Below are 23,245 nucleotides of genomic sequence, written 5' to 3'. Positions count from 1 at the left end.
TATGACTTCATATTTCGATAACACACTTTTTTTGAGATGATTTCTACATGGTTACATCTTCGTCTTCAGCTATTTACACGCCAGAACAGGTGTTACAAAATCGCGGGCGCGTTGCCATTTTTATTGATGGCTCCAACCTCTTCTATGCAGCACTGCAACTGGGCATTGAAATTGACTATTCAAAACTCCTCTGCTACTTGACCCAAGGTTCCCGTCTCTTTCGCTCCTTCTTCTATACAGGGGTTGACCCCACCAATGAAAAACAGCAGGGGTTTTTGCTGTGGATGCGCCGCAATGGCTACCGTGTCGTCTCCAAGGAACTGGTGCAGCTGCCGGATGGCTCGAAAAAGGCCAACCTTGATGTGGAAATTGCCGTCGATATGATGGCACTGGTGGGCTGCTATGATACGGCCATCTTGGTTAGCGGCGATGGGGATTTGGCCTATGCGGTGGATGCTGTGAGTTATCGGGGGGCACGGGTCGAGGTGGTGAGCTTGCGATCGATGACGAGCGATAGCCTGATTAACGTTGCCGATCGCTACATTGATCTCGAAAGCATCCGCGAAGAAATCCAAAAAGCACCCCGCCCAACCTATACCTATCGCCCCGTCACGGGTAGCCTGACGCCGCCCCCCATTGTGACTCCCCATTGGGAGCAAGATACCGCCGAAGGGAAAGATGAAGCTGCGCCCAATAAGTCACCCGAGACCCTAGAGAACCTAGACAACAATGCCTCTGCCTAGACCCCTCCTCCCCCTTTGCCTTGTACTGGCCTTGACAGGCTGCGGCTGGGTGGATCAATGGGTGGGCGAGGAACCCTCACCAGAACCAGAAATCACGGGGGATGTCAAGCTGCAAAATCTGACCCTACGGCAAACCAATGCCAAAGGTGAACTTCTCTGGTTATTACAAGCGGCGGGAGCGCGCTATCGCGATGACGATCGCCAGCAATTGGAGATTCAAAACCTGACGGGGGAATTAAAGGCAGAGGGCAAAACTGCTTACAAGGTGCAAGCTAAGGCAGTCAATGTGCGGCAGCGGGATGGGCAACTCTGGATTGAAGGCCGCACCACCGTCACTGATCTCCAGCAAAAGGGGACGATTGTGGCCGATCAATTGGTCTGGCAGGGCGATCGCGGCGTTCTCATTGCCCAGAAAAACTTGCAAGCCCGCTATCCCCAAGTCACTGTTACTGCTAAGCGCCTCGAAGCCGATAGCCAACGCCAAGAACTGCGTGCCCTCAATGCCGTTCAGGTGACCTCGTCAGCCAAGGAGGCCAAGGATTTGCAACTCAGTACGGAGAGTCTAGTGTGGCAGCAGCAACCCAATCGACTGTTGGCAGGGGTGATTGGTCAAGGGGGGGTCACCGTCCGCGGTGTGGCGGGCGATCGCCAAGGGCAGCGGCTGCAAGCCCAAAGAGCCATCTGGTCGATTAGCGATCAGGTAGTTACCCTTGAGGGGGGTGTTCAAGTGCAGCTTCCCAACCCTGCCCTACGGGTTGAAGGAGAAACGGTACGCTGGTTGATTCCGCAGCAGCAATTGGTGAGCGATCGCCCGGTGCGGGTGCAGTACTCCACTCAAGGCATTCAAGGGCAGGCCAATCGTGGTGTCTTCCTGATGGCTGAAAACCGCGCCATCTTTGACAATGCCCAGATCAATAGCCAACCTCAACAGGCACAACTGCGTGCCCAACGCCTCAATTGGTGGATTCCCCAAGAGCGGGTGGAAGCCAGCGGTCAAGTGGAAATTCAGCGCCCCAATGCCCACCTGCGCACGGCTCAACTGATTTGGCGGATTCCTCAACAGGAAGTGGAAGCCCAAGGGGGCGTCTTTTACCGCCAGCGCAATCCCCGCATTCAAATTCAGGGACAGCGGGCAAAGGGGTGGCTCGATCGCCAAGAGGTGATTGTCAGTGGCAATGCCCGAAGTGAAGTACCGCTGCAACTACGCCTCCCCTAAACCGATGGTAGAGATAGCAACAATCTTTGCCCTATGAGTGCTGCACCATTGCAAATTCTTGACTTGGGGGGTGAGATTCTCCTTTTTCAGCGTTTGATTCCGGCTCACCAGTGTCAGCAGGTGATTGCTACGGCTGAGAAGGTGGGGTTTGAGGATGCACAAATTCTCATGGGGACGGTCGATCGCTCAGTGCGCGGCGGCAGTTTGCTCCGCTTTGATCCCCAAGATCCCCAACAGGCGACAATGCGGCAGATTCTGCTTCAAGCCACACAAACGATTCAGATTGTTCTCTACCAGCACTATGGCATTCGCTTTCCTGAAATTGAGAACTTCTCGATCCTGCGCTATCGCGTGGGCGAGGGCTATCGCCGCCATGTGGACAACCTGCTGCTGGCCAGTCGGCAAATGGAACTGGCGCAAGGTATCCCAACACGGGATGTGAGTTTAGTGGGCTATCTCAACGAGGACTTTCAGGGGGGAGAAACCTATTTCGATCGCCAAGGGGTGAAGGTCACACCCCGCACCGGTGATGTCGTTGTCTTTCCCGCCTACTACACCCATCCCCATACGGCTTTGCCCGTGGTGCAGGGGACTAAATATGCCTTTGCCACTTGGCTATTCTATTGATGGATGATCATGAACCCTTGAGGCAATAACTCAGCAACAACCATGACTGAACCTCTGCGCTTCAAAACCTCGCCCCTGATTTCTGGAACGCTCATTGCCCTCTATGGCGCACTCACACTTCCTCTCCCCTTTTTGGCGGCACAGACGGCGGCGCCTGTTTCACCCCTGCTGCTTTGGGGGGCGATCGCCTGTGGGGGCATTTTGCTCTGGGGGGCACTGAGTCAGCGGGTAGAACTGGACGCGCAAGGGATTTGCCTCACCTATCCCGGTTGGGTGCCCCCCTTCCTGCGGCGGCAGTGGCAACTGGCTTGGTCAGAGATTCAAGGGCTTCAGCCCCGCAGTACCAGCCAAGGGGGCTTGGTCTATTATCTAGTCACTGCCACAGGTCAGGGGTATCTTCTGCCGATGCGAGTGGCGGGGTTTGCCCAAATGATGCGTGCCATTGAAGCTCATACGGGATTGCCCACAGAGGTGATTAAGCCCCTTGCTCAGCCTTGGATGTACGGTATTTTGGCCGTCTTTACGCTGCTATTGGGAGCGGTTGATCTGTGGATTTTGACCACTGTGGGATAATAGGGGCGTGTTGAAGTGCTGAGCGATGACCATGAGTGCGAATCGGTTTGTGGCATATCTGCGTCGAGGAGTGGTGTGTTTGCTCCTGAGTGTCCTGTGCTGGTCAAGTATCGCCCCGCTGCCGGCGATCGCCGCTATTCAAGTGCGGCTCTTTGACCTCAGTTACCACGAATGCCCGCCAGAAATTGGTGAAGGTTCAGTCACACCCGGGGGCACGACCCTCAAGGCCAACTGCTACCTGATTACTGGCAAAGCAGAGAATAAATCCGGCAAAACAGTGGTGGATGCCGATGTCTTTGGCCGCATCTACGATGCCAATGGCAATCCAGTGTTGCAAAACCGCACACGGGTTGGGGCAATTGATGTGATTCCACCCGGCATTAGCGATTTTGAAATTCGCATTAGCGTGCCCTACGACCAACCAACACCTTTGCAGTTGGAGCAATTTAAGGCCTCTGGTTTTACGGCAAAAGTGCGCGGCTAAGCCACCAAGTCTCTCTGCGCAAACTCGCACTGAGGAGCAAAAATTGTGATACCCTAGAACGCTTGATGCTCCCTTTTTTCTGGGAATCCTCTGTAGCGTTATTCCCAAAGGGTTCTGGTGTCATTTCTAAACCCTTAGCCATTTTTGGAGGGGTTCCCTGTTCTTCCTAAATCAAGGCACGTGTTGCGGTTGATGGACTGGTTTATCTCTAGAGGTTTGGGTTCAGGTGCGCATTCCCCTCGACTATTACCAAGTGCTGGGTGTGCCAATTCAGGCAACGCCGGAGCAAATCGAGCAAGCGTTTCAGGATCGGCTGTTGCAACTGCCCACCCATCAACACTCCCCCACCACCGTTGCCACCCGTCGTGAACTCATTGAGCAAGCCTATGCGGTTTTGCGAGAACCTGAGCAGCGCCATGCCTACGATCGCCACCGCCGTGCCGTTGACCCCGATGATTTAATTGCCCAGTTGGATCCCGATACCACCGCTCCCCACCTTGAAATTAGTGATCAGCAATTTTCGGGGGCGCTCCTCCTGCTCTATGAACTGGGGAACTACTCCCAAGTGGTCAAACTGGGAGAACAATTCCTAAAGGGGGATGCTTTTGATCTCAACCGCCCCTATACTTCCTCTGCCGTCGTTGCTGACATTACCCTCACCGTCGCTTTGGCCTATTTGGAATTGGGACGCGAGGAATGGCAGCGGCAGTCCTACCAAGCAGCCGCCTCTCGCCTCGAAGCCGGTCTAGGGGTACTTCAGCGGGCGAACCTGTTTCCTGAACTCCAAGAGCAGTTTCAGACGGAACTGAATCGCCTACGTCCCTACCACATTCTGGAGTTACTGGCACTGCCGCTATCCGATAGTGTGAATCGGCAGCGGGGTATTTTATTGCTGCGGGAGATGCTCAGCGATCGCGGGGGCATTGAAGGTCGCCATGACGATCACTCTGGCCTAGGGGTTGAGGATTTTCTCAAATTTATTTTGCAACTGCGCAGTCATCTCACCGTAGCAGAGCAACAGGAACTCTTTGAACGAGAATCCCGCCGTCCCTCAGCAGTAGCGACCTATCTGGCAGTGCATGCGCTGGTGGCACGGGGTGTACAGGAACTTCAGCCGAGCTATATTCGCCGCGCCAAGGATTTACTAGAGCGACTCTCCCCCAATCAAGACATCTACCTCGAACTGGCCAGTTGTTTACTGCTGTTGGGACAACCTGCTGAGGCCTTGGCCGCTCTCGATAAATCTCAAGATCAGCAGAGTCTCGCCTTTATCCGCCGTCATTCCCATGACTCCAGCGATCTGCTGCCGGGCCTGTACTACTACACAGAGCAATGGCTACGGGAAGAAATTTATCCTGCTTTTCGGGATTTAGGGGAAACGCCGGTGGCCTTGGATGCCTACTTTGCGGATCCCGATATCCAAACCTACTTAGAGGCTCTCAGTGACGACTCCTTTGCCCCTGAACCGCCCAGCACCACTGCCTCTGCCCTCCCCGAAGTCATTAGACCAACGGTGGCCGTGCCGCCGCCCGTCTCCTTCACAGCGGAAACGTTGCCCTTGGAGTATCATACTGGGCTGGGTCAAGGCTTTTCGGCAGCGGCTGCTACCCGCTCTTCAACCGCAACGGAGACCGACACGCCCCCAGCATCCACTCGCAAACGGCGCCGCCCTCCAACCAGTCACCACAAAAAACGTCAGACTTGGTTTTGGATGGGTGCAGGGGTTGTTCTTGTTGGGTTAGGCGCCTTGGCAAAAGTCTATTGGCCAGCCAAAACGGCTGAAGCCCCCCCACCACCACCGCCAGTGACCCCGACGCCAACTCCTGTGGCAACGCCAACCCCAACGCCACAACCAACGACCTTAGCCACCACCTTAACGCCGGAGATGGCACGCGATCGCCTCCGCAGGTGGCAGCAAATTAAAGCCCAAGCCCTTGGCACGGCATTTGAGATGGACAAACTAGCAACGATTTTGGCGGAGCCAGAACTCAGCCGCTGGCGATCGCGGGCACAGAGCTTAAAATCTGAGGGCAGCCATTGGGTCTATACCCTGCGGAACCTAGAGGTGAAGGAAGTCCGTCCCCGAGGCAGCGATCGCGTGGATGTATTGGCGGAAGTCAATGAGGATGCCCGTTTTTATGAACAGGGAACCCTACGCAATGATATTTCCTATAGCGATCCCTACCGCGTCATTTACACCTTTACCCGTCGCGGCAATCAATGGTTGATTCAACGCATGCAAGTGGTTAGCTAAGGGGCATTTCCACCTGTCGGCCAAACTTGAGATTCAAGAGAGACAACGACAGGATAAATAGGAATAAGACCAATCCCATCGTACAGGCGTAGTTGATCTCTAAGCGCTGAAAGGCATTCTCATAGATGTAATAAACAATGGTCTTGGAGCTATTGAGCGGCCCCCCTTGGGTCATGACATAGACCTCTTCAAAGACCTTCGTGGCAGAAATTGCTGAGATAATGCTCACCAAAAGAATATAGGGACGCATCAGCGGTAGGGTAATATCCCAATGCTGTCGCCAGCCGTCACTGCCATCGAGTGCTGCCGCTTCGTAGAGTTCACCACTAATCCCCTGAAGTCCCGCCAGATAGATCACCATGTAGTAGCCCAAGCCTTTCCAAATCGTGACGGCCATGACACTCAAGAGGGCGAGTTGGGGACTTGTCAGCCAAGGAATCGGGGTGTCCCGCAGATGCAGACCCTGTACCAGTTGATTGAAGAGGCCATTGGGGGCATAGAGCCAGCGCCAAGCAATCCCCGCCACCACCATTGAGATAATCACGGGGCTGTAGTAGGCAGCACGAAACCAGTGGATGCCCCGCAGGGGTTGATTGACCAGAATCGCCAACAGCAGGGGGGCGATCGCCAGAATCGGCACCACGACCACTAAATAGAGGAAAGTATTGGCCAAGGTTTTCCAGAAAACACCATCGCGCCACAATTGCGCAAAGTTGGCCCATCCCACCCACACAGGCGGACTCAGGAGATCCATCTCATAGCGGGTGAAACTCAGGAAAAAGGCCTGTAGGGCTGGCCAAAAGACCGTCAGTGTGAGTAGCCCCAAGGCAGGGGCAAGAAAGAGATAGGGGGTGAGCGATCGCCCTTTCATTGGCTGCGGGGGTGTTGTTGACGATAGGCACGCATTTGCGCCACAAAGTCGCCAAAGAGATAATCAGCATCGTGGGGGCCGGGGCTGGCCTCAGGGTGGTACTGCACTGAGAAAATCGGCAATGTTTGGTGCTTCAGACCGGCAACGGTTTTGTCATTGAGGTTAAAGTGGGTAATCTCAACGGGGGTTTGGGCAAGGGATTCTTCAGTAATGGCAAAGCCGTGGTTTTGGCTGGTAATTTCCACTTGCCGGGTCAGGCCAGCGGGCTGGTTCAACCCGCGGTGACCAAATTTCAGCTTGAAGGTTTCCGCCCCCAAAGAAAGTCCCAACAACTGATGCCCCAGACAAATGCCAAACATGGGACGCTGAGCCGCCAGTAATTTGCGTGCGGTTTCAATGCCTTCCTGAACCGCCGCAGGGTCGCCGGGGCCATTGGAGAGGAAAATGCCATCGGGGTCATAGCTGAGAATCGTTTCCGCTGGGGTATCCGCCGGCACAACAATCACACGGCAACCATAACTAGCCAAGCGACGGAGAATGTTGCGCTTCACGCCAAAGTCAATGGCCACAACCGTCAAGGGTGGCTCTTCGGTGGCTGTTTGGGGACGAAATTCCCAAGCCGGGGGCGTCGGTTCTGTCCATTCATAGGGGGTGCGGGTGGTCACCACCTTGGCTAGATTTTGTCCCTGCATACTGGGAGCGGCAAGGACTTTTTGCAGCAGTTCAACGGGATCAAGGATTTCCGTGGAGATGCCGCCATTCATGGCACCGACAGTACGAATTTTGCGGGTGAGGGCGCGGGTGTCAATCCCGTAAATGGCCGGAATGCGATGGGCTTTGAGGTAATCAGGTAAGGATTGTTGCGATCGCCAGTTACTGGGAATGTCACAGATATGGCGAGCAACCGCACCGCGCACTTGGGGGCGATCGGATTCATCGTCTTCGGGCGTGGTTCCAGTATTGCCCAACTCAGGGTAGGTGAATGTCACGATTTGACCACAATAGCTTGGGTCAGTGAGTACCTCTTGATAACCCGTCATGCCGGTATTAAAGACCACTTCGCCAATGGCTGTTCCCGGTGCCCCAAAGGAAAAACCGCGAAAGACTGAACCATCGGCAAGAACCAGCAAGGCGGGTGTCGGCATTTCAATATCTCCAACTGGGAAAGCCCAATAGTTTATTGTGCATGATAAAGCCGGCCGTTGACTGCACAAGAATTCTCGGATGTTTTGATTTTCTTACTTGCGGCGACTCACCTGTTCGGTTAGATAATCTGCCGCTGTGGCCACTAGGGGAATAATCCGTGCATAGGGCATCCGCGTCGGCCCTAGAATGCCAATACTGCCCACGGGGGAGTCCCCATAGCAATAGCAGGAATAAACCAGTGTACAGGACTGCATCGGCGCTAAGGTATTTTCACTGCCAATGCGGATTTGCACCTGCGAGGGGGCTTGGCTATCGCTACTGATCAAGGGAGCCAGTTGATCCTGTTGGTCTTCGAGAAGATGCAGTAGCATTTGTACCTGCTCCACTTGGGAAAACTCCGGCTGCTGCAGAACATCGGCAAGACCACTGATGACAAAGGAAGTGCCTTGGTGGCTGTAGCGATCGCTCAACTGCCGCAGTAGGGTCTGAAGCTGCTGACTGTAGGTCTGAAACTCCAAATCCAGTTTTTGCCAGTCAATGGCACTGAGTTCCACCAGCGATCGCCCCTGCAACTGATGATTGAGGAAGTTAGTCAGTACCTGGAGGGTGCGCTCCCGTAGCTCAGGATCCTCTTCCCCTTGCCCCAATTGGATCAGTGCCGACTGGGTTTCGTAGGTATCGAGCACAAGAATCACCATCACCTGCTGGGAATCCAAGGCGACCAGTTGAATCACCCGAATCTGCCGCTCCAAACGATTGGGGAGCGTAATCAGGGTAATGTAACCACTGAGATCCGAGAGCAACTGCGCCGCTTGCCGCAAGATCACCTCAAGGCGTTGTTGTCCCCAGATAAACCGCTCACTCAAGAGACTCTCGGCTTTGCGAGCCACATCGGGAATGGGCTGGATCAGTTCATCCACATAGACGCGATAGCCAGAATCAGAGGGCACCCGCCCTGCGGAGGTGTGGGGTTGGTAAAGCAGGCCACTTTTTTCGAGGAGCAGCATCGTATTGCGCACCGTGGCCGGGCTGACGTTGAGGTTGTATTCCGTGGCGATCGCTTTTGAGCCGACGGGTTCTGCCGTGGCAATGTAATGGTTAATCGTGGCGCCAAGAATTTGTTTTTGGCGATCGCTGAGTTCAATCGTCATAACCCCTTACACCTGTGACTTGTTATCTGTGTTTTTTATCTATCTATAAACTAGCCTTTGTATTTCAGCAATTCTGAGTTGCAACTTGCGGCTATGGCGATTGGTCTTTTGTGACTAAAAACTCAGCTAGAAATGGCTAAGCAGTACTGCCAATGGGGGATTCCCAAATAAATTGCAGATGAATCGACCAAGGCTGTGGCGGGCGGCTGGTGACCGCTATGGCATGTAAAAACTCCCGTAGATAGAACCGTTGCTCTGCTGCCGAGAGTTGGTACCAAAATTGTGGCTGACCAAGGGTCACCGCCAGTTGCAAAAGATTACTAGGGGGCAATTGGGCCTGCTGTGCCTCAATTTGTGCCCGTTCCCCAGCCAGTTTATAGCGGCGCAGTTGAGCGGTTTCGGGATCCAAGAGGCCTTGGGCTTCTAGTTCGGCAAGGCGGTGCAGTTGGGTTTCAATTGCTTGCAGTTGAGCCGTCAACGGTGGCGGCGGCAGCGACAGTTGGGCGATCGCGGGCGGCAGGCGCTCAGCAATTTGATCAATCACAGCAGCCAAGGCCGCGTCGTAGGGAATGCTGCGACACTTGGGGGAGAGGGGACAGTGCAGGGGACGCAAGTAGGCATATTGGCTCGGTTGGCGGTAAGGCTGCACCTGAGTCCGGCCAAAGCGTTGCTGACATTGGCGGCAAATCACCAATCCTGCCAGAGGATGGGGGGCACTGGCACTGCGACGAGGCAGAGAGCGTTGGCGTCGCAACAGCCGATCCACCTGAGCCGCTTCATCGGGGGCAATCAGGGGGGCATGGGTCTGAGGAATCACCGTTTTCCCTTGGTAGTACAGATGGCCGCGATAGACGGGGTGGGTCAACCAGCGCCGACCGGTCGCTACGCTAATCTGCTTGTGGTGGGTGGTGGCAATAAAGCGCACCGCTGCACTGAGGGAGCCATAAAGGAGAAAATGCTCGACAAAATCCTTGACGACAACGGCTGCCGCTCGATCAATGACATAGTGCTCTTTGCCCCGGCGATAGCCATAGGGAGCACGACCCGGCGGCGGACGGTGCTTGAGGCGATTGCGGGCATGGCCATGGCAGAGAGTGTGGTGATGGAGTTGCTGCTTTACTTGATCCCAAAGGGATAGCAGCTGATCTCCGCTGGGGGGGCGATCGCTCACGTAGCCTTCGGCTAGGGCAATCACCATAATACCCGCTGCCTCCAGTTGCCGCAGGCGATCGCTCACTTCCATCACCGTTTGGCCAAGGGCACTTAATTGGTGCAACAGCCAATAGCCCGGTGCTAACCGCTGCAACCAGTACCGCAACTGCGGCCGAGCAGCCTCCACATCCAGTACCCAGTGGTCAATCTCCTGCCCCCACCCTTGGGGATCGGGGAGGGGCTGCCAGAGGGGATCAATGTACTCGTAGGCAATAATGACCACACATTACATCGTCCTGAGGATCAGGTCGTTGCCGGTACTAGGGTTGGACTAGGATTGGGCATGGTCTGCGGCGGCAAGCCATAAATGGAGTTATAGAGGGCATTGTAGGCTAGTGCTGATTTTGTCCAGCTAAAGTCCTCGCGCATACCCCGCTGCTGGAGGGTGTGCCACTCCCGTTTGTAGCGATACCCTTCCCAAGCCCGCACTAGACAGGTGTAGAAGTCAAGGGGTTCATAGCGGTCAAAGCAGTAGCCCGTTCCCGTTTGCCGCTCTGGATCATGGTGAGAGACGGTATCCACAAGGCCACCCGTGCGACGGACAATCGGCACACAGCCATAGCGCAGGGCAATCATCTGAGCAATGCCACAGGGTTCAAAGCGACTCGGCATGATGAAGGCATCGGCACCGCCATAGATCCGCCGTGAGAGGACATCACTGTAGAGCAACTGGACACTACAGCGCCCCGGAAACCGTGAGGCAATTTGCCACATTTGGGTTTCGTAGTAGCGATCGCCCGTTCCCAAGAGGACAAACTGGCTATCGGTGTAGGCCAAAAAGCGATCCAGCACCTGAATCAACAGATCCAACCCCTTTTGCTCCACCAAGCGGGTGACCATCCCCACCAAGAAAGCACCGGAATTCACCTCCAACCCCAGTTCCTCTTGGAGCGCAATTTTGTTGGCCTTACGCCGCTCAAGGGTATCTACGGTGTAGTTTTGCACAAGGGCGCGATCGGTACTGGGATCAAAGACCTCTGTATCAATGCCATTGAGAATGCCGGAGAGCTTGCCACTAATAAACGACAGCAGCCCTTCCAATTTCTCACCATATTCGGGGGTTTTAATCTGTTCGGCGTAGGTGGGCGAAACCGTATTGACGCGATCGGCATACTGCAGTGCTGCTGCCATCGTATTGTGCCCCTGCATGTACCACGGACACCAAGTAATTTGCTCGAGGCGCCACCGCCAGGGCCCTTGATAGGCCAAGTTGTGAATGGTGAACACAGTGGTGATGTCGGGATCCTGATGCATCCACACTGGGATCATTCCCGTGTGCCAATCGTGGCAATGGATAATCTGGGGTTTCCAGTAGTTCCAAGCAAATTCTGCTGCCCCATTGGCAAAGAAGGTGAACCGCCAGTCCTCATCCTCCCCGTAGTAGATGCGGCGGGGATTAAAGCAGGGATGGCCAAACAGGTAAAGGGGCACGTCCGACCCCGGCAACACCGTTTCATAGACATGGAACGTCTGAAACATGGCATGGCCAATCCAGATCGGATCCTTGGGAATCTCCACCTTGTCGGGCAAGAAGCCATAGTAGGGCATAAAGATGCGCACATCATGTCCCATGCGGCGTAACACCTTGGGCAGGGAACCCACCACATCTCCCATGCCCCCCACTTTCGCCAGCGGTGCCGCCTCAGCAGCAACAAATAGAATTCGCATGATCCTCCTGAACCTGTTTTTTGGCCAATTCTAGGGCAACGCAATTGCCGTTAACCTACCACAAGTGCGGGACAATTTGGCGTACGATCGCTCTTATACGTCTTTGGAATTGGCAACCCCTATGGCAGATTCTCCCCTCGTGCAACGGGTCAAAGAAGTTCATGAGCAGGCGCGTCTGTTGGCTCAGCTGGATGCCACTGCCCGCAATGATGCCCTAGAGCAGGTGGCCTGTGCCCTTGAAGCGGCGCGGGAGGAGATTCTGGCGGCCAATGCTGCCGACTGTGAGCAGGCCAAGGCCAATCAGCTCAATCCTTCTCTCTATGCGCGGTTGGAACTGAGTCCCAGTAAGCTAGCGGCGGCGATCGCCGGGGTGCGTCAAGTGGCGACCCTTGCGGATCCTCTAGGTCAGCGCCAACTCCATCGCGAATTGGATACAGGCTTAATTCTCAGTCGCGTCACCTGCCCTTTGGGGGTGCTGGGGGTAATTTTTGAAGCGCGTCCCGATGCCGTCGTGCAGATCGCTTCCTTGGCAATTAAATCGGGGAATGGCGCCATTCTCAAGGGAGGACAGGAGGCGAGTCGCTCGTGCCAAGCGATTATGCAGGCCATTCACAGAGGGCTAGAAAAGTCGGCAGTGCCCGCTGGGGCGATCGCCCTCCTGATGCGGCGGGCAGAAATTACGGAATTGCTGCAACTGGATCAATGGGTTGATCTGATCATTCCGCGGGGTTCCAATGAATTTGTACGTTATATCCAGAACAACACGCGGATTCCTGTGCTGGGGCACGCCGATGGTCTGTGTCATCTCTATGTGGATGTCGCTGCGGATCTGGAGAAGGCGATCGCCATTACCCTCGACGCCAAAACCCAGTACCCGGCTGCCTGTAACGCCATTGAGACGCTTCTTGTCCATCGGGGCATTGCCGAGGCCTTTTTACCCAAAGTGGCTGCTGCCCTTGAGAAAGCAGGGGTGGAATTGCGGGGGGACGCGATCGCCTGCCACCTTGTGCCCATGACCCCTGCCAGTGAAGCCGACTGGGCGACAGAATACTGCGATTTGATCCTCTCCATCAAAGTTGTTCCCGATCTCGATGCCGCGCTGGATCACATTGCCACCTATGGATCGGGGCACACTGAAGCCATTGTTACCGAGGATGCTGCCGCCGCCGCCCGTTTTCTGCAAGAGGTGGATGCCGCTGGCGTTTTTCACAATTGCTCCACCCGCTTTGCTGATGGCTTCCGCTATGGTTTTGGCGCTGAAGTCGGTATCAGTACCCACAAACTACCGCCGCGAGGCCCGGTGGGGCTAGAGGGATTAGTTACCTACAAATACCAACTGGTGGGGAATGGTCACATTGTGGCAACCTATAGCGGCGCCAATGCCAAACCCTTTACCCATCGTGATTTGGAATCCTAACGAATTTAAGGGATTGTTAAGCAACAAACACAGCCAATTTTTCTGTTTCAGAATGGAGATATAGGGCAATAGTGATTTAACCACCGTGCAGATGATGACCGCTGCAAACTTTGCCTATCCAGTCTCCGTTGGAAATGTATTGCGTGCTTTACCCAGTGTCTGAGCAAAGGAGCAGCCTGCGTTTGTCAACGGACAAGTCTGACTTGGGAATTGCGTGCAGTTAGGTGATTCACAGATTCACGATAGCAAAGGGAGCCAAAGACACTCAAAACTTTAACGGCTCAAGCACTGCTGTTGCATCCCCAGAGGGACAGCAAACGGCAATTTAATCAATGAAACTTAATGTTTGGGAGTATAACAATGACTCAATCCATCCCTAGACCAACCAGTGAAGTGACCCATCGGGAAACAGCGTTTGTTTTAGAACTGAATTCCTTGAGCTGCAAAGACCTGCCCCTAGTGGGGGGCAAAAACGCTTCCTTGGGGGAAATGCTCCAACAACTGACGCCCAAAGGCATTAATGTCCCCGATGGTTTTGCGACCACAGCCTATGCCTACCGTTACTTTATCCAAGCGGGAAATATTGATACCCAACTGCGGCGGCTCCTTGAAGGTCTCGATGTCGAGGATGTCACAGAACTCCACCGCGTGGGGCAAGCGATTCGCTCGCTAATTTTGCACACGCCGTTTCCCCAAGAATTGACGGATGCGATTGCTGCCGCCTACCAAAAAATGTGCGATCGCTATGGCCCGAATACGGACGTGGCGGTTCGCTCCAGTGCCACCGCTGAAGATTTGCCCGATGCTAGCTTTGCCGGTCAGCAGGAAACCTACCTCAATGTCCATGGTCTCAAGGGCGTTCTCGACGCCTGTCATCGCTGCTTTGCCTCACTCTTTACGGATCGGGCGATCTCCTACCGCCAGATCAAAGGCTTTGACCACTTCAATGTGGCCCTGTCGGTGGGGGTGCAAAAAATGGTGCGCTCCGACTTGGCCTGCTCTGGGGTGATGTTCTCCATTGACACAGAAACGGGCTTTAAGGACACTGCCCTGATCACGGCCGCCTATGGCTTGGGTGAAAACGTTGTTCAAGGCGCCGTCAACCCCGATGAATACTTGGTCTTTAAGCCAACCTTGAAGGCGGGCTATAAACCCATCTTGAAAAAAGCCCTCGGCACCAAAGAAATTCGCATGGTCTACGCCCTTGGCGGAACGAAGCTCACCCGCAATGAACCCGTGCCTGAGCCACTGCGGAAACAATTTGCCCTCAGCGACGAAGAAATCCTCACCCTAGCCCGCTGGGCCTGCCTCATTGAGGAGCACTACTCTGCTCTGCGGGGAACCTACACCCCGATGGATATTGAGTGGGCAAAGGATGGCCTCACAGGTGAACTCTTTATCGTGCAGGCACGCCCCGAAACCGTCCAATCCCAAAAAGCCACGAACGTGCTGCGCAGCTACCATCTCAAAGAAAAAGGAACGCTCCTTGCCACAGGTCGGGCAGTTGGCGAAATGATTGGCCAAGGCCGTGCCCGCGTCATTCTCAATGTCCGCAATATCGATCAGTTCCAAGCGGGGGAAGTGCTGGTGACCCACCGCACGGATCCTGATTGGGAGCCCATCATGAAAAAAGCCAGTGCCATTGTCACCGATCAGGGGGGACGCACCTGCCATGCGGCGATTATTGCCCGTGAGTTGGGCATTCCTGCCATTGTCGGTTGTGGCGATGCCACCGAAACCATCCCCAATGGTGTTGAGGTCACAGTTTCCTGTGCAGAAGGGGAAGAGGGGCATGTCTATCAGGGATTGCTGCCCTTCCATGTGGAGGAAGTGGCTCTGGAAAATCTGCCGCGTACCCGCACCCAAATCCTGATGAATGTCGGTAACCCCGAGGAAGCCTTCAGCTTGGCGGCAATCCCCAATGATGGGGTGGGGTTGGCACGCATGGAGTTTATTATTGCTAACCACATTCAGACCCATCCCTTGGCGCTGTTGCACTACGATGAGTTGACTGATGAAGGGGCAAAACGGAAAATTGCCGAGCTGACTCAAAACTACACCGACAAGGCGGAATACTTTGTCGATAAGTTGGCTCAGGGGATTGGGGCGATCGCGGCTGCCTTTTATCCCAAGCCTGTGGTCGTGCGCATGTCCGACTTCAAGAGCAATGAGTACGCCAACCTCTTGGGCGGTCGCCAGTTTGAACCCCATGAAGAAAACCCAATGATTGGCTGGCGGGGCGCCTCCCGTTACTACGACCCCAACTATGCCGAAGGCTTTGCCCTTGAATGCCGCGCCATGAAGAAAGTCCGCGATGAGATGGGGCTGACGAACGTGATTCTGATGATTCCCTTCTGTCGTACCCCAGAGGAAGGACGGCGAGTACTGGCAGAGATGGCCAAACATGGGCTGAAGCAAGGGGAAAATGGTCTGCAAGTCTATGTGATGTGCGAACTCCCCAGCAACGTGGTGTTGGCGGATGCCTTTGCCGAGGTCTTTGATGGCTTCTCCATTGGCTCCAATGACCTGACGCAACTCACACTGGGGTTGGATCGCGATTCGGCCTTGGTGGCGCACCTGTTTGATGAACGCAATGAAGCGGTCAAACGCATGGTGGCGCAAGCGATTCAAACGGCGAAGGCCAAGGGGCGCAAAATTGGCATCTGTGGTCAAGCCCCCAGTGACTATCCTGAGTTTGCTCAATTCTTGGTGGCGCAAGGGATTGACTCCATTAGCCTCAACCCCGACTCCGTCCTGAAGACCCTGCTGCAAATTGCTGAGGCTGAAAAACAGACCTAGAGTGCACAACCCAGTGACAACGTCTAAGCTGAGGGCAGGGAATCGAAGCCGCGATCGCTCTGCCCTTTTCTGTGGGTGACGCAACCCAGTAGGATCAAAGGAATCAGGTGGAGAATATTGGCGTGGACACAGCAGCAATTCAGGAACTCATTACCTCAGCGGATGTGGGCGATCGCCTGCGGGGCATCAATCAACTGCGTAGCCTTGACCCCAACGATGCCTTTCGGCTCATTCAACCCCTCAGCCAAGATGAAAATTCCCGTGTCCGCTACGCTGCGGTGAGTCAAATTGCCAGCCTTGGGCACGTCAATCTCAATCAAGCCCATGACCTGTTGCGCGATCGCCTGCTCCATGACAGCGAAACGGATGTCCGTGCTGCTGCAGCGGATGCGATGGCTGCCCTACAAGTTCCCTTTGCCCTTGAAGATTTAGAAACGGCCTACCACAGTACCGATGATTGGCTGTTGCAGTTTAGTATCATTGCCGCCTTGGGTGCCCTAGGCAATCCTGCTGCTGTTGGGCTGCTCACGGAAGCCCTCAATAATCCCCAAGAATTGGTGAAATTAGCCGCCATTGGTTCCTTGGGTGAACTGAAACAACCAGAAAGCATTGTCCAGCTGCGGCAGTTTGTCGAGTATCCCGATTGGCAAGTCCGCCATCGGCTAGCGATCGCCCTTGGCCAAATTGGCACTCCAGAGACTCGCCCCCTGCTGGAACAGTTGACCACTGATTCTGCGGAAGCGGTTGCCGAAGCGGCTCGCACTAGTTTGGCTCAGTTAACTACTTAACACCCGTGGGTTATACGCTACCAGTTTTTGCGGCGGCGGCGGCGGTGGCGGCATTGCGTTGCCTTACGGAAGGAACCTGTCCTAAGGAAATCACCCTTGCGCTGCTGCGCCCCAATCGCTGTGAAACCTTTAGGATTGCCCAAGGGGCATGCTTAGATGACCAACAGGCTTTGGCCATTACCTACAGTGAACCCAGTGATCCCCTTGATCTCACCCGCCATACCCCGATCTGGGCTTGGGTGCGCTGGCAAGACCCTGCAACTGCTCCCAAAATTCACATTGAGGGAGGCTTTGGGGTTGGGCGCGATCGCGCCACGGGCGAGGCAGCTATCTACCGCTATGCCCGCTTGTTGTTAACCACTAACCTGTTGCTCTATTGTCCTAAGGAGCGGGCGATCGCCGTCACGATTCTCCTGCCCCAAGGGCGAGATTTGGCAGAGCGCACCTCGAATGCGGCTTTTGGCATTGTTGAGGGACTCTCCCTACTGGGAACCACTGCCTTAGCCCAACCCCTCACAGCCTCGGAGCAACTGGATCGCTATCGCGAGGACTTAGCCCAGAAGGCAGCAAAATCTCCCATCCTCGTCTTTTGTATTGGCGAGAACGGCCTTCAGGTGGCGCAGCAACTCCAGATTCCCCCTTCCCTGTGTGTAAAAACTGCCAATTGGCTAGGGCCAATGCTGGTGGCCGCTGCTCAACACAAGGTTCAACAGTTGCTCCTCTTGGGTTACCACGGCAAATTAATTAAACTCGCTGGCGGCATTTTCCATACCCATCACCACCTTGCGGATGCTCGCCACGAAATTCTCACCGCCTTTTGTGCCCTTGCAGGCTTAGACCCAGAGACTCTGCATCAGGTGTGGCAAGCACCAACGGTTGAGGCTGCCCTCAAATTTTTAGCAACAATGGCTCCCCAAGCCTTACCTGAGATTCTCAGCCACATTGCCAACCGCATTGATGAGCGCGCCATTACCTATATCCATGCCCATTGTGCTGCTCCCATGGGGCGGTCATTACAGGTGGGATGTGCCTTGTTTGGGCGCGATCGCCAAATTGTTGCCATCAGCGAGGCAGGAAACCTAATTTTGACAAGGATTAGGCTATACTAAGTGAAAGACTCAATAAAATGTGTACCAGTACTTATGAATACAAACTGCCATGTTCTTGATCGCGAAGAGGTCATTCGTTTTATCCCGAATGAAGATGATAACTCAAGAATTATTTACAAACACCGTAATACTGCAGAAGTGTTGAATCCTGCAACAAAACTTAACATTTTAAGTGACCAGTAGCTCTGGCTGCCAATCAAAGCTCCAATGCACTATCGAGCAGCGACGACTGAGTTCCAGTTGCAAATATCGCAATTTGTCTAATAGCTTCTTCCCAAAGTATTCAGGTATCTCCACCAGCTCTAAAATTAAATAGGCAATTAAAACCATATAAATCTGATTTATCACCCCGTTCAAACTCTTCGTAATCAACTTGTCTAATGATAAATGCATCTTCAGAAATTTCCATAGGTTCTCAATCGCCCACCGATGCCGATATAACTCACTCACTTCCTCATCACTCAGCTCCTTTAGATTTGTCGCTATACGAAACTCCGTTTGATTCTCGTCAAAAAATTGAACCACGCGATATCTCTCATGATTGAGCTTCATTCTCATGTTATTCTTGATACGTACAACAAATGAGCACTTCCTCTCACTCAGTCGCTCTAAAAATTGCCAGCTCGCAAACCCTCTATCCATGATTACAACAGCATTCTCAGGGATCATTTCTAGAATCTCCTCTTGAAAGCTCAAGTCATGTCTCTCCCCAAAAGAAATCACCGCTTTACCTATGATGTTCTCTGTTAAATCAAATCCCGTAAGTAACTTCACTTGATGATATTTATAGAACCAAAAGAGTTTACTGGTCAGGGTAATGATGGTTGAATCGATAGGAAACAGCGTCATGCTTGAAGTACGATGTCTCTTTTGAGCTTGAGACATCAGTTGAGTGTAAATCCCCTCCAATAAGCGGGTTGTCCGAGTTTTGTTGGCTTTGGAAAAAGTGGACATATCCACTGTAATCCCTGCATGATTCAAGCGATAAAATAAGGCTCTCATACTGGTTAACCCTTGGTCGAGAACATAGGTCAACCAGATTTTGAAGAACAATTGAGAGTTCAGCACGGGGTAGTCACAGGGGCTGAGCCGGTTGAGAATGGACTTGACAAGAGTTGCAAAAGATGCCATAGTAAGTTGATTGTTTTCTTCTTCTTTTAAGGGAAGAATATGACATTTCTTCCCTTTTTTCTAGCCTCTCAAACTATCTTTCAACACTTCTGCGTAATACTGATATTACTTATCTAGAAGAATTTCTAAATCTTATTTTTAATGATGCTAGATTGATTCCACCATTAGTTAGAGGTTGCTCAGCAAGAGTTATGATGCTCGATAAGACGGGTTGGCATAAGGGTAGAGTGCGATTAGAAATTGTATTCTATCCCGATGAGGAAAATCCCAATATCAATGTTAGTGATGAACTGAACATTAACGAATATCTATCTCAGAGTTAGGGTTGATCTCATAGAAGCTAAGAAAAGTAGTCTACTAAGGATTGGAGTTTCTAAAGACGGTAAAAGATTGATAGCCAGTATCAATTAAGATATGCTCAAATAGTTCCTCTGCAATCAATTCATCGATAACTTGCTTCACGGGTGAGTTATTATTACCTTCAGCATCATACCAGCCATAGTAATCATGCAAAATAAAGTAGCCACCCGGTCGTAAATACGACGGTACATAATTGAAGACATCCGCTTTGCACCCTTCATAACTGTGATCACCATCAATGAAAATGAGATCAACTAAACCGTCAATCGTGACTTCATCTGAACGGGCATTAATAAAATCAACATAACTTTCAAGGTTTGCTTCAATGATTAACTGCTCAGCTTCCCGAGTTGGAAAAGGATCAATTGAGAGGAGTTGTCGCTTTTTGGGTGATTCGAACTCCCTGTAGTCTATGTCAGGTCGCTGCTTGTGCTGTTGCGGTTCCTGCCAGCAATATCAATAAATCTTAGTGCACTTGCTAAACACAGTGTTGAAAAGCCCTTAAAACGTCCAATTTCAATGATCCGAGTAGCGCGAATACTTACGGCTAGAGAAAATAGGGTCATTCCTAACCCCAGCTCTGAGCCACCAGCAACGAGTGCCTTCCGCATCAGGCCAAAAAAATCCCCAAAATAGCCGTCCATTCTTTTCTGGTTATGGGCTAAGGCTTCTGTTGTCATGAAATATTCTGGGCTAAAACTCATGGGAGTATTTCCGGCAGCGACTTCTTGTGGCTCTACCTTATCCTAGCTGAGGTTACAATATAGGATACTGGGAGAGATGGCAGAGTGGTCGAATGCGCTCGACTTGAAATCGAGTGTGGCAGTGATGTCACCGAGGGTTCGAATCCCTCTCTCTCCGTTCAATCAACAAAAAGGCAGCCAGAACCTCTCCAGCCGCCTGACCCAATGATGACTTTTTAGAGTCACCTATAAGCCGAGATCCGCCAAAATGTCGGTGGCGTGGGTATCGGTTTTGACGCTGGTATAGACATGGGAAATGATGCCATTGCCGTCAATGACATAGGTGACTCGCTTGGCGTAGCCGCCACCATCCACGTCGTAGGCCTTGATAATGGATTTATCCACATCTGCCAAGAGGGGAAAGGGGAGGTTGTATTTTTCAGTGAACTTTTGGTGCGAGGTTTCGTCGTCGGTACTCACCCCCAAAACGACAATCTCTTTGCCCTGATAGGCAGCATAGTTGTCACGGAAGCTACAGGCCTCTTTGGTGCAGCCGGGGGTGTCATCCTTAGGGTAGAAGTAGAGCACCACAGTTTTGCCCGCAAAGTCGCTGAGGGACACCGTATTGCCATGGGTGTCTTTGGCAGTAAAGGCAGGGGCGGGTGTACCAACGGCTAAAGCCATGGGGGATAACCTCCTAATGTTAAGTTTTATTACGTGCTTGTTCTTTATTTTATCGGCAGATGCCAAAAAGTTAGTAGTGGATGCGGGGGTCAATCCAAGCATTGAGCAAGTCAATGAGAATACTGGCGGCAACCACAATCACGGCAAAGAAAACCACAATGCCCTGTACGGTTGGATAGTCCCGCAGAGCAATGGCCTCGTAGAGTCGCTGACCCAGCCCCGGCCAAGAAAACGTCACCTCTGTCAACACGGCTCCCCCCAAGAGGCTGGCAAGGGTCAGCCCCAAAACCGTGATCACTGGAATCAAGGCATTCTTGAGGGCATGGTGAATGAGAATCCGATGCTCAGGGATACCACGGGCACGGGCGGCTTCCACATAATCGGCCACTAGGGTTTGCTTGAGATTCACCCGCACAATGCGCTCAAAGATACCACTGAGGACGATCGCCAGCGTCAACGCAGGCAGGAGCAAGTAACTAAAAGCAGTTCCCAGTTGGTGGAGATTACCATTCAGGAGCGCATCCAGCAGGTACAGCCCTGTGGGACCTTGGGGGGGTGTTTCCGTGATTGGGTAGCGGGTACCCAAGGGAAGCCAACGCAGATTCACCGCAAAGAGCAGTTGCAAAAGCATCCCCAGCCAAAAGAGGGGCAAGGCATAGGTGATGATGCCAAAGAGACGCCCTCCGATATCCCAAGCAGTGCCAGATTTGACCGCAGCCAGACTGCCAATGAGCACCCCTAAACCAAAGGCGATCGCCAGACTCGCAAGGCCTAATTCTGCCGTTGCAGGGAAATGCTGAGCAATGATACTCGTGACGGCTTCCCCTTGACTGGTGAGGGAGGTTCCCAGATCAAATCGCAGGAGTTGCCCTAAGTAAGTCAAGTATTGCTGCCACAGGGGTTGAGCCAAGCCCAATTGTTCTCGCAAGGCTTCCTTGACAGCCACCGGGGCACGGGGACCTAAAATCGCATCCACGGGATCCCCCGGCGTGGCTCGCAGCAGCAAAAAGACGACGGTGACAATCGTCCACAGCATCAGCGGCGCAAGTAAAAGCCGCAGGAGCAGGTACCCCTGCAATGCCCGCAGACGAGACATGATCACAGCATCTGGAAATAGCTATTCTTGGGGTGGGTTCGCCGCTCGCTGGCGATCGCGCTCAATCGCGGCCAAAAGACGTTTGGGATAGCTATCCGCTGCAATTTGCAGAATTTGATCGAGGGGCGTATCATTCATAAACTTGCTGGCGGCAGCAATGTACTCACGGTTGGGACAGCGATCGCCCAAGACACAGCCATTGACACAGGCCTCTGCACAATTGATGGTTTCTGGCGTTAGTTCACCCATGGCAGCTCTCCGAGGAATTGCTCAAATTTTAACAGGGGGAAGGTGGCCGACCTGAAAATTGGCCGTGATTCCCCTCGGCTCCTAGGCTAGAATCATACTGGCACTGGAAATGCTGGGCACCCTCAAGGAGGCACAATGCGCAAGAAGTGGCTCACCCTTTTGGTTTTGCTGTTGGGCGTGGTTCCTTTCATTGCCATTTCGGTGATGCCCCTGCTCAGCAGTGCCTTTAGCCCAGCGCAACCCACGCCAAGCCCCGTGACCAGTCCTGCCGCCACTGACAAAGTTGCCGAACTGCAAGCCCAAGAAAAAGGCTACCAACTGGTGCTGGAACGTGAACCCAACAATGCCACAGCCTTAGAAGGGTTGGTGCTGGCTCGGCTGCAACTGATTCAACTGGGCAAAGGAGAAATTGCTAGCGTCATTGACCCCCTGCGCCGCTTAGCTGCTCAGCGCCCCGAACAAACCGATTATGCGATTCTGCTGGGACAGGCACAGCAGCAAACGGGCGATCGCGAGGGGGCTGCCCAAACCTTTCAAGGGGTTCTGGCCAAATCCCCCGGCAATCTCAATGCCCTGCGGGCTTTAGTGGATCTCTACTTGAAGGAAAATCGCCCCCAAGCGGCCATTGGCCTCATTGAAGAGACCCTGCAAGGGGCAGAGCAAGCCAACAAAGTCCAACCAGGGAGCGTCGATGTCACGGCGGTACAACTTCTCCTTGGCGATGTCTATATGGCGCAAAAACGCTACGATGAGGCGCTGACCCTCTTCCAAAATCTGGGCAAAGAAAACCCCAACGATTTTCGCCCGGTGCTTGCCCAAGCGATGGCACTGACGGAACAGGGGAAAAAGACAGAAGCTGCGCCTCTGTATGCCAAAGCCGTGGAACTTGCACCCGCCAAGTATAAAGATGCCATTCAGCAGGCGGCGCAGCAGGTGCAAAAGGAATCTCCAGCAACCCCTGAACCCCCGCCACAGCAATAGAGG

Annotated in this window: 22 protein-coding genes and 1 tRNA gene; 12 read left to right on the top strand and 11 right to left on the bottom strand. The window is 53.3% G+C overall.

Features of this window, described 5'->3' with window-relative positions; translation table 11 throughout:
- Positions 1-47 precede the first annotated feature (47 nt).
- The 6 genes from RHJ31_RS01150 to RHJ31_RS01125 all read left to right on the top strand — a co-directional run bounded on the left by RHJ31_RS01150 (position 48) and on the right by RHJ31_RS01125 (position 5,897).
- Positions 48-743 (top strand): NYN domain-containing protein, encoded by a 696-nt coding sequence (locus tag RHJ31_RS01150; protein ID WP_149821272.1) that lies wholly within the window; start codon positions 48-50, stop codon positions 741-743.
- Positions 730-1,959 carry an LPS export ABC transporter periplasmic protein LptC gene (lptC, locus tag RHJ31_RS01145; protein WP_310445716.1) on the top strand — a complete coding sequence of 410 codons (1,230 nt, stop codon included), beginning with the start codon at positions 730-732 and terminating at the stop codon, positions 1,957-1,959. The genes RHJ31_RS01150 and lptC overlap by 14 nt, the downstream gene beginning before the upstream one ends.
- A 33-nt stretch (positions 1,960-1,992) precedes the next feature.
- Positions 1,993-2,586: a 2OG-Fe(II) oxygenase gene (locus RHJ31_RS01140; RefSeq protein ID WP_206200709.1), complete on the top strand. Its 594-nt coding sequence runs from the start codon at positions 1,993-1,995 to the stop codon at positions 2,584-2,586.
- A 42-nt stretch (positions 2,587-2,628) separates the two neighbouring features.
- Complete coding sequence (locus RHJ31_RS01135) at positions 2,629-3,159, top strand: hypothetical protein (RefSeq protein ID WP_302677051.1); 531 nt, start codon at positions 2,629-2,631, stop codon at positions 3,157-3,159.
- 25 nt (positions 3,160-3,184) lie between these two features.
- Positions 3,185-3,643 carry a hypothetical protein gene (locus RHJ31_RS01130; protein WP_302677050.1) on the top strand — a complete coding sequence of 153 codons (459 nt, stop codon included), beginning with the start codon at positions 3,185-3,187 and terminating at the stop codon, positions 3,641-3,643.
- Positions 3,644-3,869: 226 nt separating this feature from the next.
- Positions 3,870-5,897, top strand: coding sequence for an IMS domain-containing protein (locus tag RHJ31_RS01125; RefSeq protein WP_302677049.1), 2,028 nt, complete (start codon positions 3,870-3,872; stop codon positions 5,895-5,897).
- On the opposite strand, the gene RHJ31_RS01120 is transcribed toward RHJ31_RS01125, so the two are convergent.
- From RHJ31_RS01120 to glgA, 5 genes are all read right to left on the bottom strand, one after another.
- Positions 5,890-6,768 (bottom strand): carbohydrate ABC transporter permease, encoded by an 879-nt coding sequence (locus RHJ31_RS01120; RefSeq protein ID WP_302677048.1) that lies wholly within the window; start codon positions 6,766-6,768, stop codon positions 5,890-5,892. The genes RHJ31_RS01125 and RHJ31_RS01120 overlap by 8 nt on opposite strands.
- Positions 6,765-7,913 carry a glutamine-hydrolyzing carbamoyl-phosphate synthase small subunit gene (gene carA / locus RHJ31_RS01115; RefSeq protein WP_206200704.1) on the bottom strand — a complete coding sequence of 383 codons (1,149 nt, stop codon included), beginning with the start codon at positions 7,911-7,913 and terminating at the stop codon, positions 6,765-6,767. The genes RHJ31_RS01120 and carA overlap by 4 nt, the downstream gene beginning before the upstream one ends.
- 93 nt (positions 7,914-8,006) lie before the next feature.
- Entirely contained in the window at positions 8,007-9,065 is a 1,059-nt protein-coding gene (gene hrcA, locus RHJ31_RS01110) for a heat-inducible transcriptional repressor HrcA (protein WP_302677047.1), read from the bottom strand.
- 136 nt (positions 9,066-9,201) lie between these two features.
- Positions 9,202-10,500: a recombinase family protein gene (locus RHJ31_RS01105; protein ID WP_206200702.1), complete on the bottom strand. Its 1,299-nt coding sequence runs from the start codon at positions 10,498-10,500 to the stop codon at positions 9,202-9,204.
- Between the two features lie 20 nt (positions 10,501-10,520).
- Complete coding sequence (gene glgA, locus RHJ31_RS01100; protein WP_302677046.1) at positions 10,521-11,945, bottom strand: glycogen synthase GlgA; 1,425 nt, start codon at positions 11,943-11,945, stop codon at positions 10,521-10,523.
- 121 nt (positions 11,946-12,066) lie between these two features.
- Between glgA and RHJ31_RS01095 the strand changes: the two genes are divergently transcribed.
- The 4 genes from RHJ31_RS01095 to cbiD all read left to right on the top strand — a co-directional run bounded on the left by RHJ31_RS01095 (position 12,067) and on the right by cbiD (position 18,058).
- On the top strand, positions 12,067-13,362 hold the full coding sequence (locus RHJ31_RS01095; RefSeq protein WP_302677045.1) for a glutamate-5-semialdehyde dehydrogenase: 1,296 nt from the start codon (positions 12,067-12,069) through the stop codon (positions 13,360-13,362).
- 360 nt (positions 13,363-13,722) lie between these two features.
- Positions 13,723-16,161, top strand: coding sequence for a phosphoenolpyruvate synthase (gene ppsA, locus RHJ31_RS01090; RefSeq protein ID WP_302677044.1), 2,439 nt, complete (start codon positions 13,723-13,725; stop codon positions 16,159-16,161).
- 107 nt (positions 16,162-16,268) lie between these two features.
- Positions 16,269-16,949, top strand: a complete 681-nt coding sequence (locus tag RHJ31_RS01085; RefSeq protein WP_302677043.1) for a HEAT repeat domain-containing protein — start codon at positions 16,269-16,271, stop codon at positions 16,947-16,949.
- A gap of 5 nt (positions 16,950-16,954) precedes the next feature.
- Positions 16,955-18,058 carry a cobalt-precorrin-5B (C(1))-methyltransferase CbiD gene (gene cbiD / locus RHJ31_RS01080; protein WP_302677042.1) on the top strand — a complete coding sequence of 368 codons (1,104 nt, stop codon included), beginning with the start codon at positions 16,955-16,957 and terminating at the stop codon, positions 18,056-18,058.
- A 168-nt stretch (positions 18,059-18,226) separates the two neighbouring features.
- Here the strand turns inward: cbiD and RHJ31_RS01075 are convergent, their stop codons facing one another.
- From RHJ31_RS01075 to RHJ31_RS01065, 3 genes are all read right to left on the bottom strand, one after another.
- On the bottom strand, positions 18,227-19,189 hold the full coding sequence (locus RHJ31_RS01075; RefSeq protein ID WP_310828359.1) for an IS4 family transposase: 963 nt from the start codon (positions 19,187-19,189) through the stop codon (positions 18,227-18,229).
- A gap of 357 nt (positions 19,190-19,546) precedes the next feature.
- Complete coding sequence (locus tag RHJ31_RS01070) at positions 19,547-19,876, bottom strand: class I SAM-dependent methyltransferase (RefSeq protein ID WP_302677775.1); 330 nt, start codon at positions 19,874-19,876, stop codon at positions 19,547-19,549.
- 83 nt (positions 19,877-19,959) lie between these two features.
- Positions 19,960-20,253, bottom strand: coding sequence for a hypothetical protein (locus tag RHJ31_RS01065; protein ID WP_302677041.1), 294 nt, complete (start codon positions 20,251-20,253; stop codon positions 19,960-19,962).
- Positions 20,254-20,323: 70 nt separating this feature from the next.
- Here RHJ31_RS01065 and RHJ31_RS01060 point away from each other — a divergent pair.
- A tRNA-Ser gene (locus tag RHJ31_RS01060) sits at positions 20,324-20,410 on the top strand.
- Between the two features lie 68 nt (positions 20,411-20,478).
- On the opposite strand, the gene RHJ31_RS01055 is transcribed toward RHJ31_RS01060, so the two are convergent.
- The 3 genes from RHJ31_RS01055 to RHJ31_RS01045 form a co-directional block, all read right to left on the bottom strand.
- A complete protein-coding gene (locus RHJ31_RS01055; RefSeq protein WP_206200694.1) occupies positions 20,479-20,916 on the bottom strand; it encodes a peroxiredoxin in 438 nt (145 codons plus the stop codon).
- Between the two features lie 70 nt (positions 20,917-20,986).
- The gene (locus RHJ31_RS01050; RefSeq protein ID WP_302677774.1) at positions 20,987-22,012 is read right to left on the bottom strand and encodes an ABC transporter permease; all 1,026 of its coding nucleotides are present in this window, start codon (positions 22,010-22,012) and stop codon (positions 20,987-20,989) included.
- A 21-nt stretch (positions 22,013-22,033) separates the two neighbouring features.
- Positions 22,034-22,261 (bottom strand): hypothetical protein, encoded by a 228-nt coding sequence (locus tag RHJ31_RS01045; protein ID WP_302677040.1) that lies wholly within the window; start codon positions 22,259-22,261, stop codon positions 22,034-22,036.
- A 135-nt stretch (positions 22,262-22,396) separates the two neighbouring features.
- On the opposite strand from RHJ31_RS01045, the gene RHJ31_RS01040 reads away from it, so the two are divergent.
- The gene (locus RHJ31_RS01040) at positions 22,397-23,242 is read left to right on the top strand and encodes a lipopolysaccharide assembly protein LapB (protein ID WP_206200691.1); all 846 of its coding nucleotides are present in this window, start codon (positions 22,397-22,399) and stop codon (positions 23,240-23,242) included.
- Positions 23,243-23,245: the final 3 nt, after the last annotated feature.

The organism is Thermosynechococcus sp. JY1331 (assembly GCF_031583475.1).
Taxonomy (GTDB): Bacteria; Cyanobacteriota; Cyanobacteriia; order Thermosynechococcales; family Thermosynechococcaceae; genus Thermosynechococcus.
The sequence above is the reverse complement of the archived record's forward strand: the minus strand, read 5'-3'. Positions and strand labels throughout refer to the sequence as shown.

Coding starts and splice junctions, on each gene's coding strand:
- RHJ31_RS01150 (WP_149821272.1), top strand. CDS start 48: ATGGTTACATCTTCGTCTTCAGCTATTTACACGCCAGAACAGGTGTTA.
- lptC (WP_310445716.1), top strand. CDS start 730: ATGCCTCTGCCTAGACCCCTCCTCCCCCTTTGCCTTGTACTGGCCTTG.
- RHJ31_RS01140 (WP_206200709.1), top strand. CDS start 1,993: ATGAGTGCTGCACCATTGCAAATTCTTGACTTGGGGGGTGAGATTCTC.
- RHJ31_RS01135 (WP_302677051.1), top strand. CDS start 2,629: ATGACTGAACCTCTGCGCTTCAAAACCTCGCCCCTGATTTCTGGAACG.
- RHJ31_RS01130 (WP_302677050.1), top strand. CDS start 3,185: ATGACCATGAGTGCGAATCGGTTTGTGGCATATCTGCGTCGAGGAGTG.
- RHJ31_RS01120 (WP_302677048.1), bottom strand. CDS start 6,768: ATGAAAGGGCGATCGCTCACCCCCTATCTCTTTCTTGCCCCTGCCTTG.
- carA (WP_206200704.1), bottom strand. CDS start 7,913: ATGCCGACACCCGCCTTGCTGGTTCTTGCCGATGGTTCAGTCTTTCGC.
- hrcA (WP_302677047.1), bottom strand. CDS start 9,065: ATGACGATTGAACTCAGCGATCGCCAAAAACAAATTCTTGGCGCCACG.
- glgA (WP_302677046.1), bottom strand. CDS start 11,945: ATGCGAATTCTATTTGTTGCTGCTGAGGCGGCACCGCTGGCGAAAGTG.
- RHJ31_RS01095 (WP_302677045.1), top strand. CDS start 12,067: ATGGCAGATTCTCCCCTCGTGCAACGGGTCAAAGAAGTTCATGAGCAG.
- ppsA (WP_302677044.1), top strand. CDS start 13,723: ATGACTCAATCCATCCCTAGACCAACCAGTGAAGTGACCCATCGGGAA.
- RHJ31_RS01075 (WP_310828359.1), bottom strand. CDS start 19,189: ATGGCATCTTTTGCAACTCTTGTCAAGTCCATTCTCAACCGGCTCAGC.
- RHJ31_RS01065 (WP_302677041.1), bottom strand. CDS start 20,253: ATGAGTTTTAGCCCAGAATATTTCATGACAACAGAAGCCTTAGCCCAT.
- RHJ31_RS01055 (WP_206200694.1), bottom strand. CDS start 20,916: ATGGCTTTAGCCGTTGGTACACCCGCCCCTGCCTTTACTGCCAAAGAC.
- RHJ31_RS01050 (WP_302677774.1), bottom strand. CDS start 22,012: ATGTCTCGTCTGCGGGCATTGCAGGGGTACCTGCTCCTGCGGCTTTTA.
- RHJ31_RS01045 (WP_302677040.1), bottom strand. CDS start 22,261: ATGGGTGAACTAACGCCAGAAACCATCAATTGTGCAGAGGCCTGTGTC.
- RHJ31_RS01040 (WP_206200691.1), top strand. CDS start 22,397: ATGCGCAAGAAGTGGCTCACCCTTTTGGTTTTGCTGTTGGGCGTGGTT.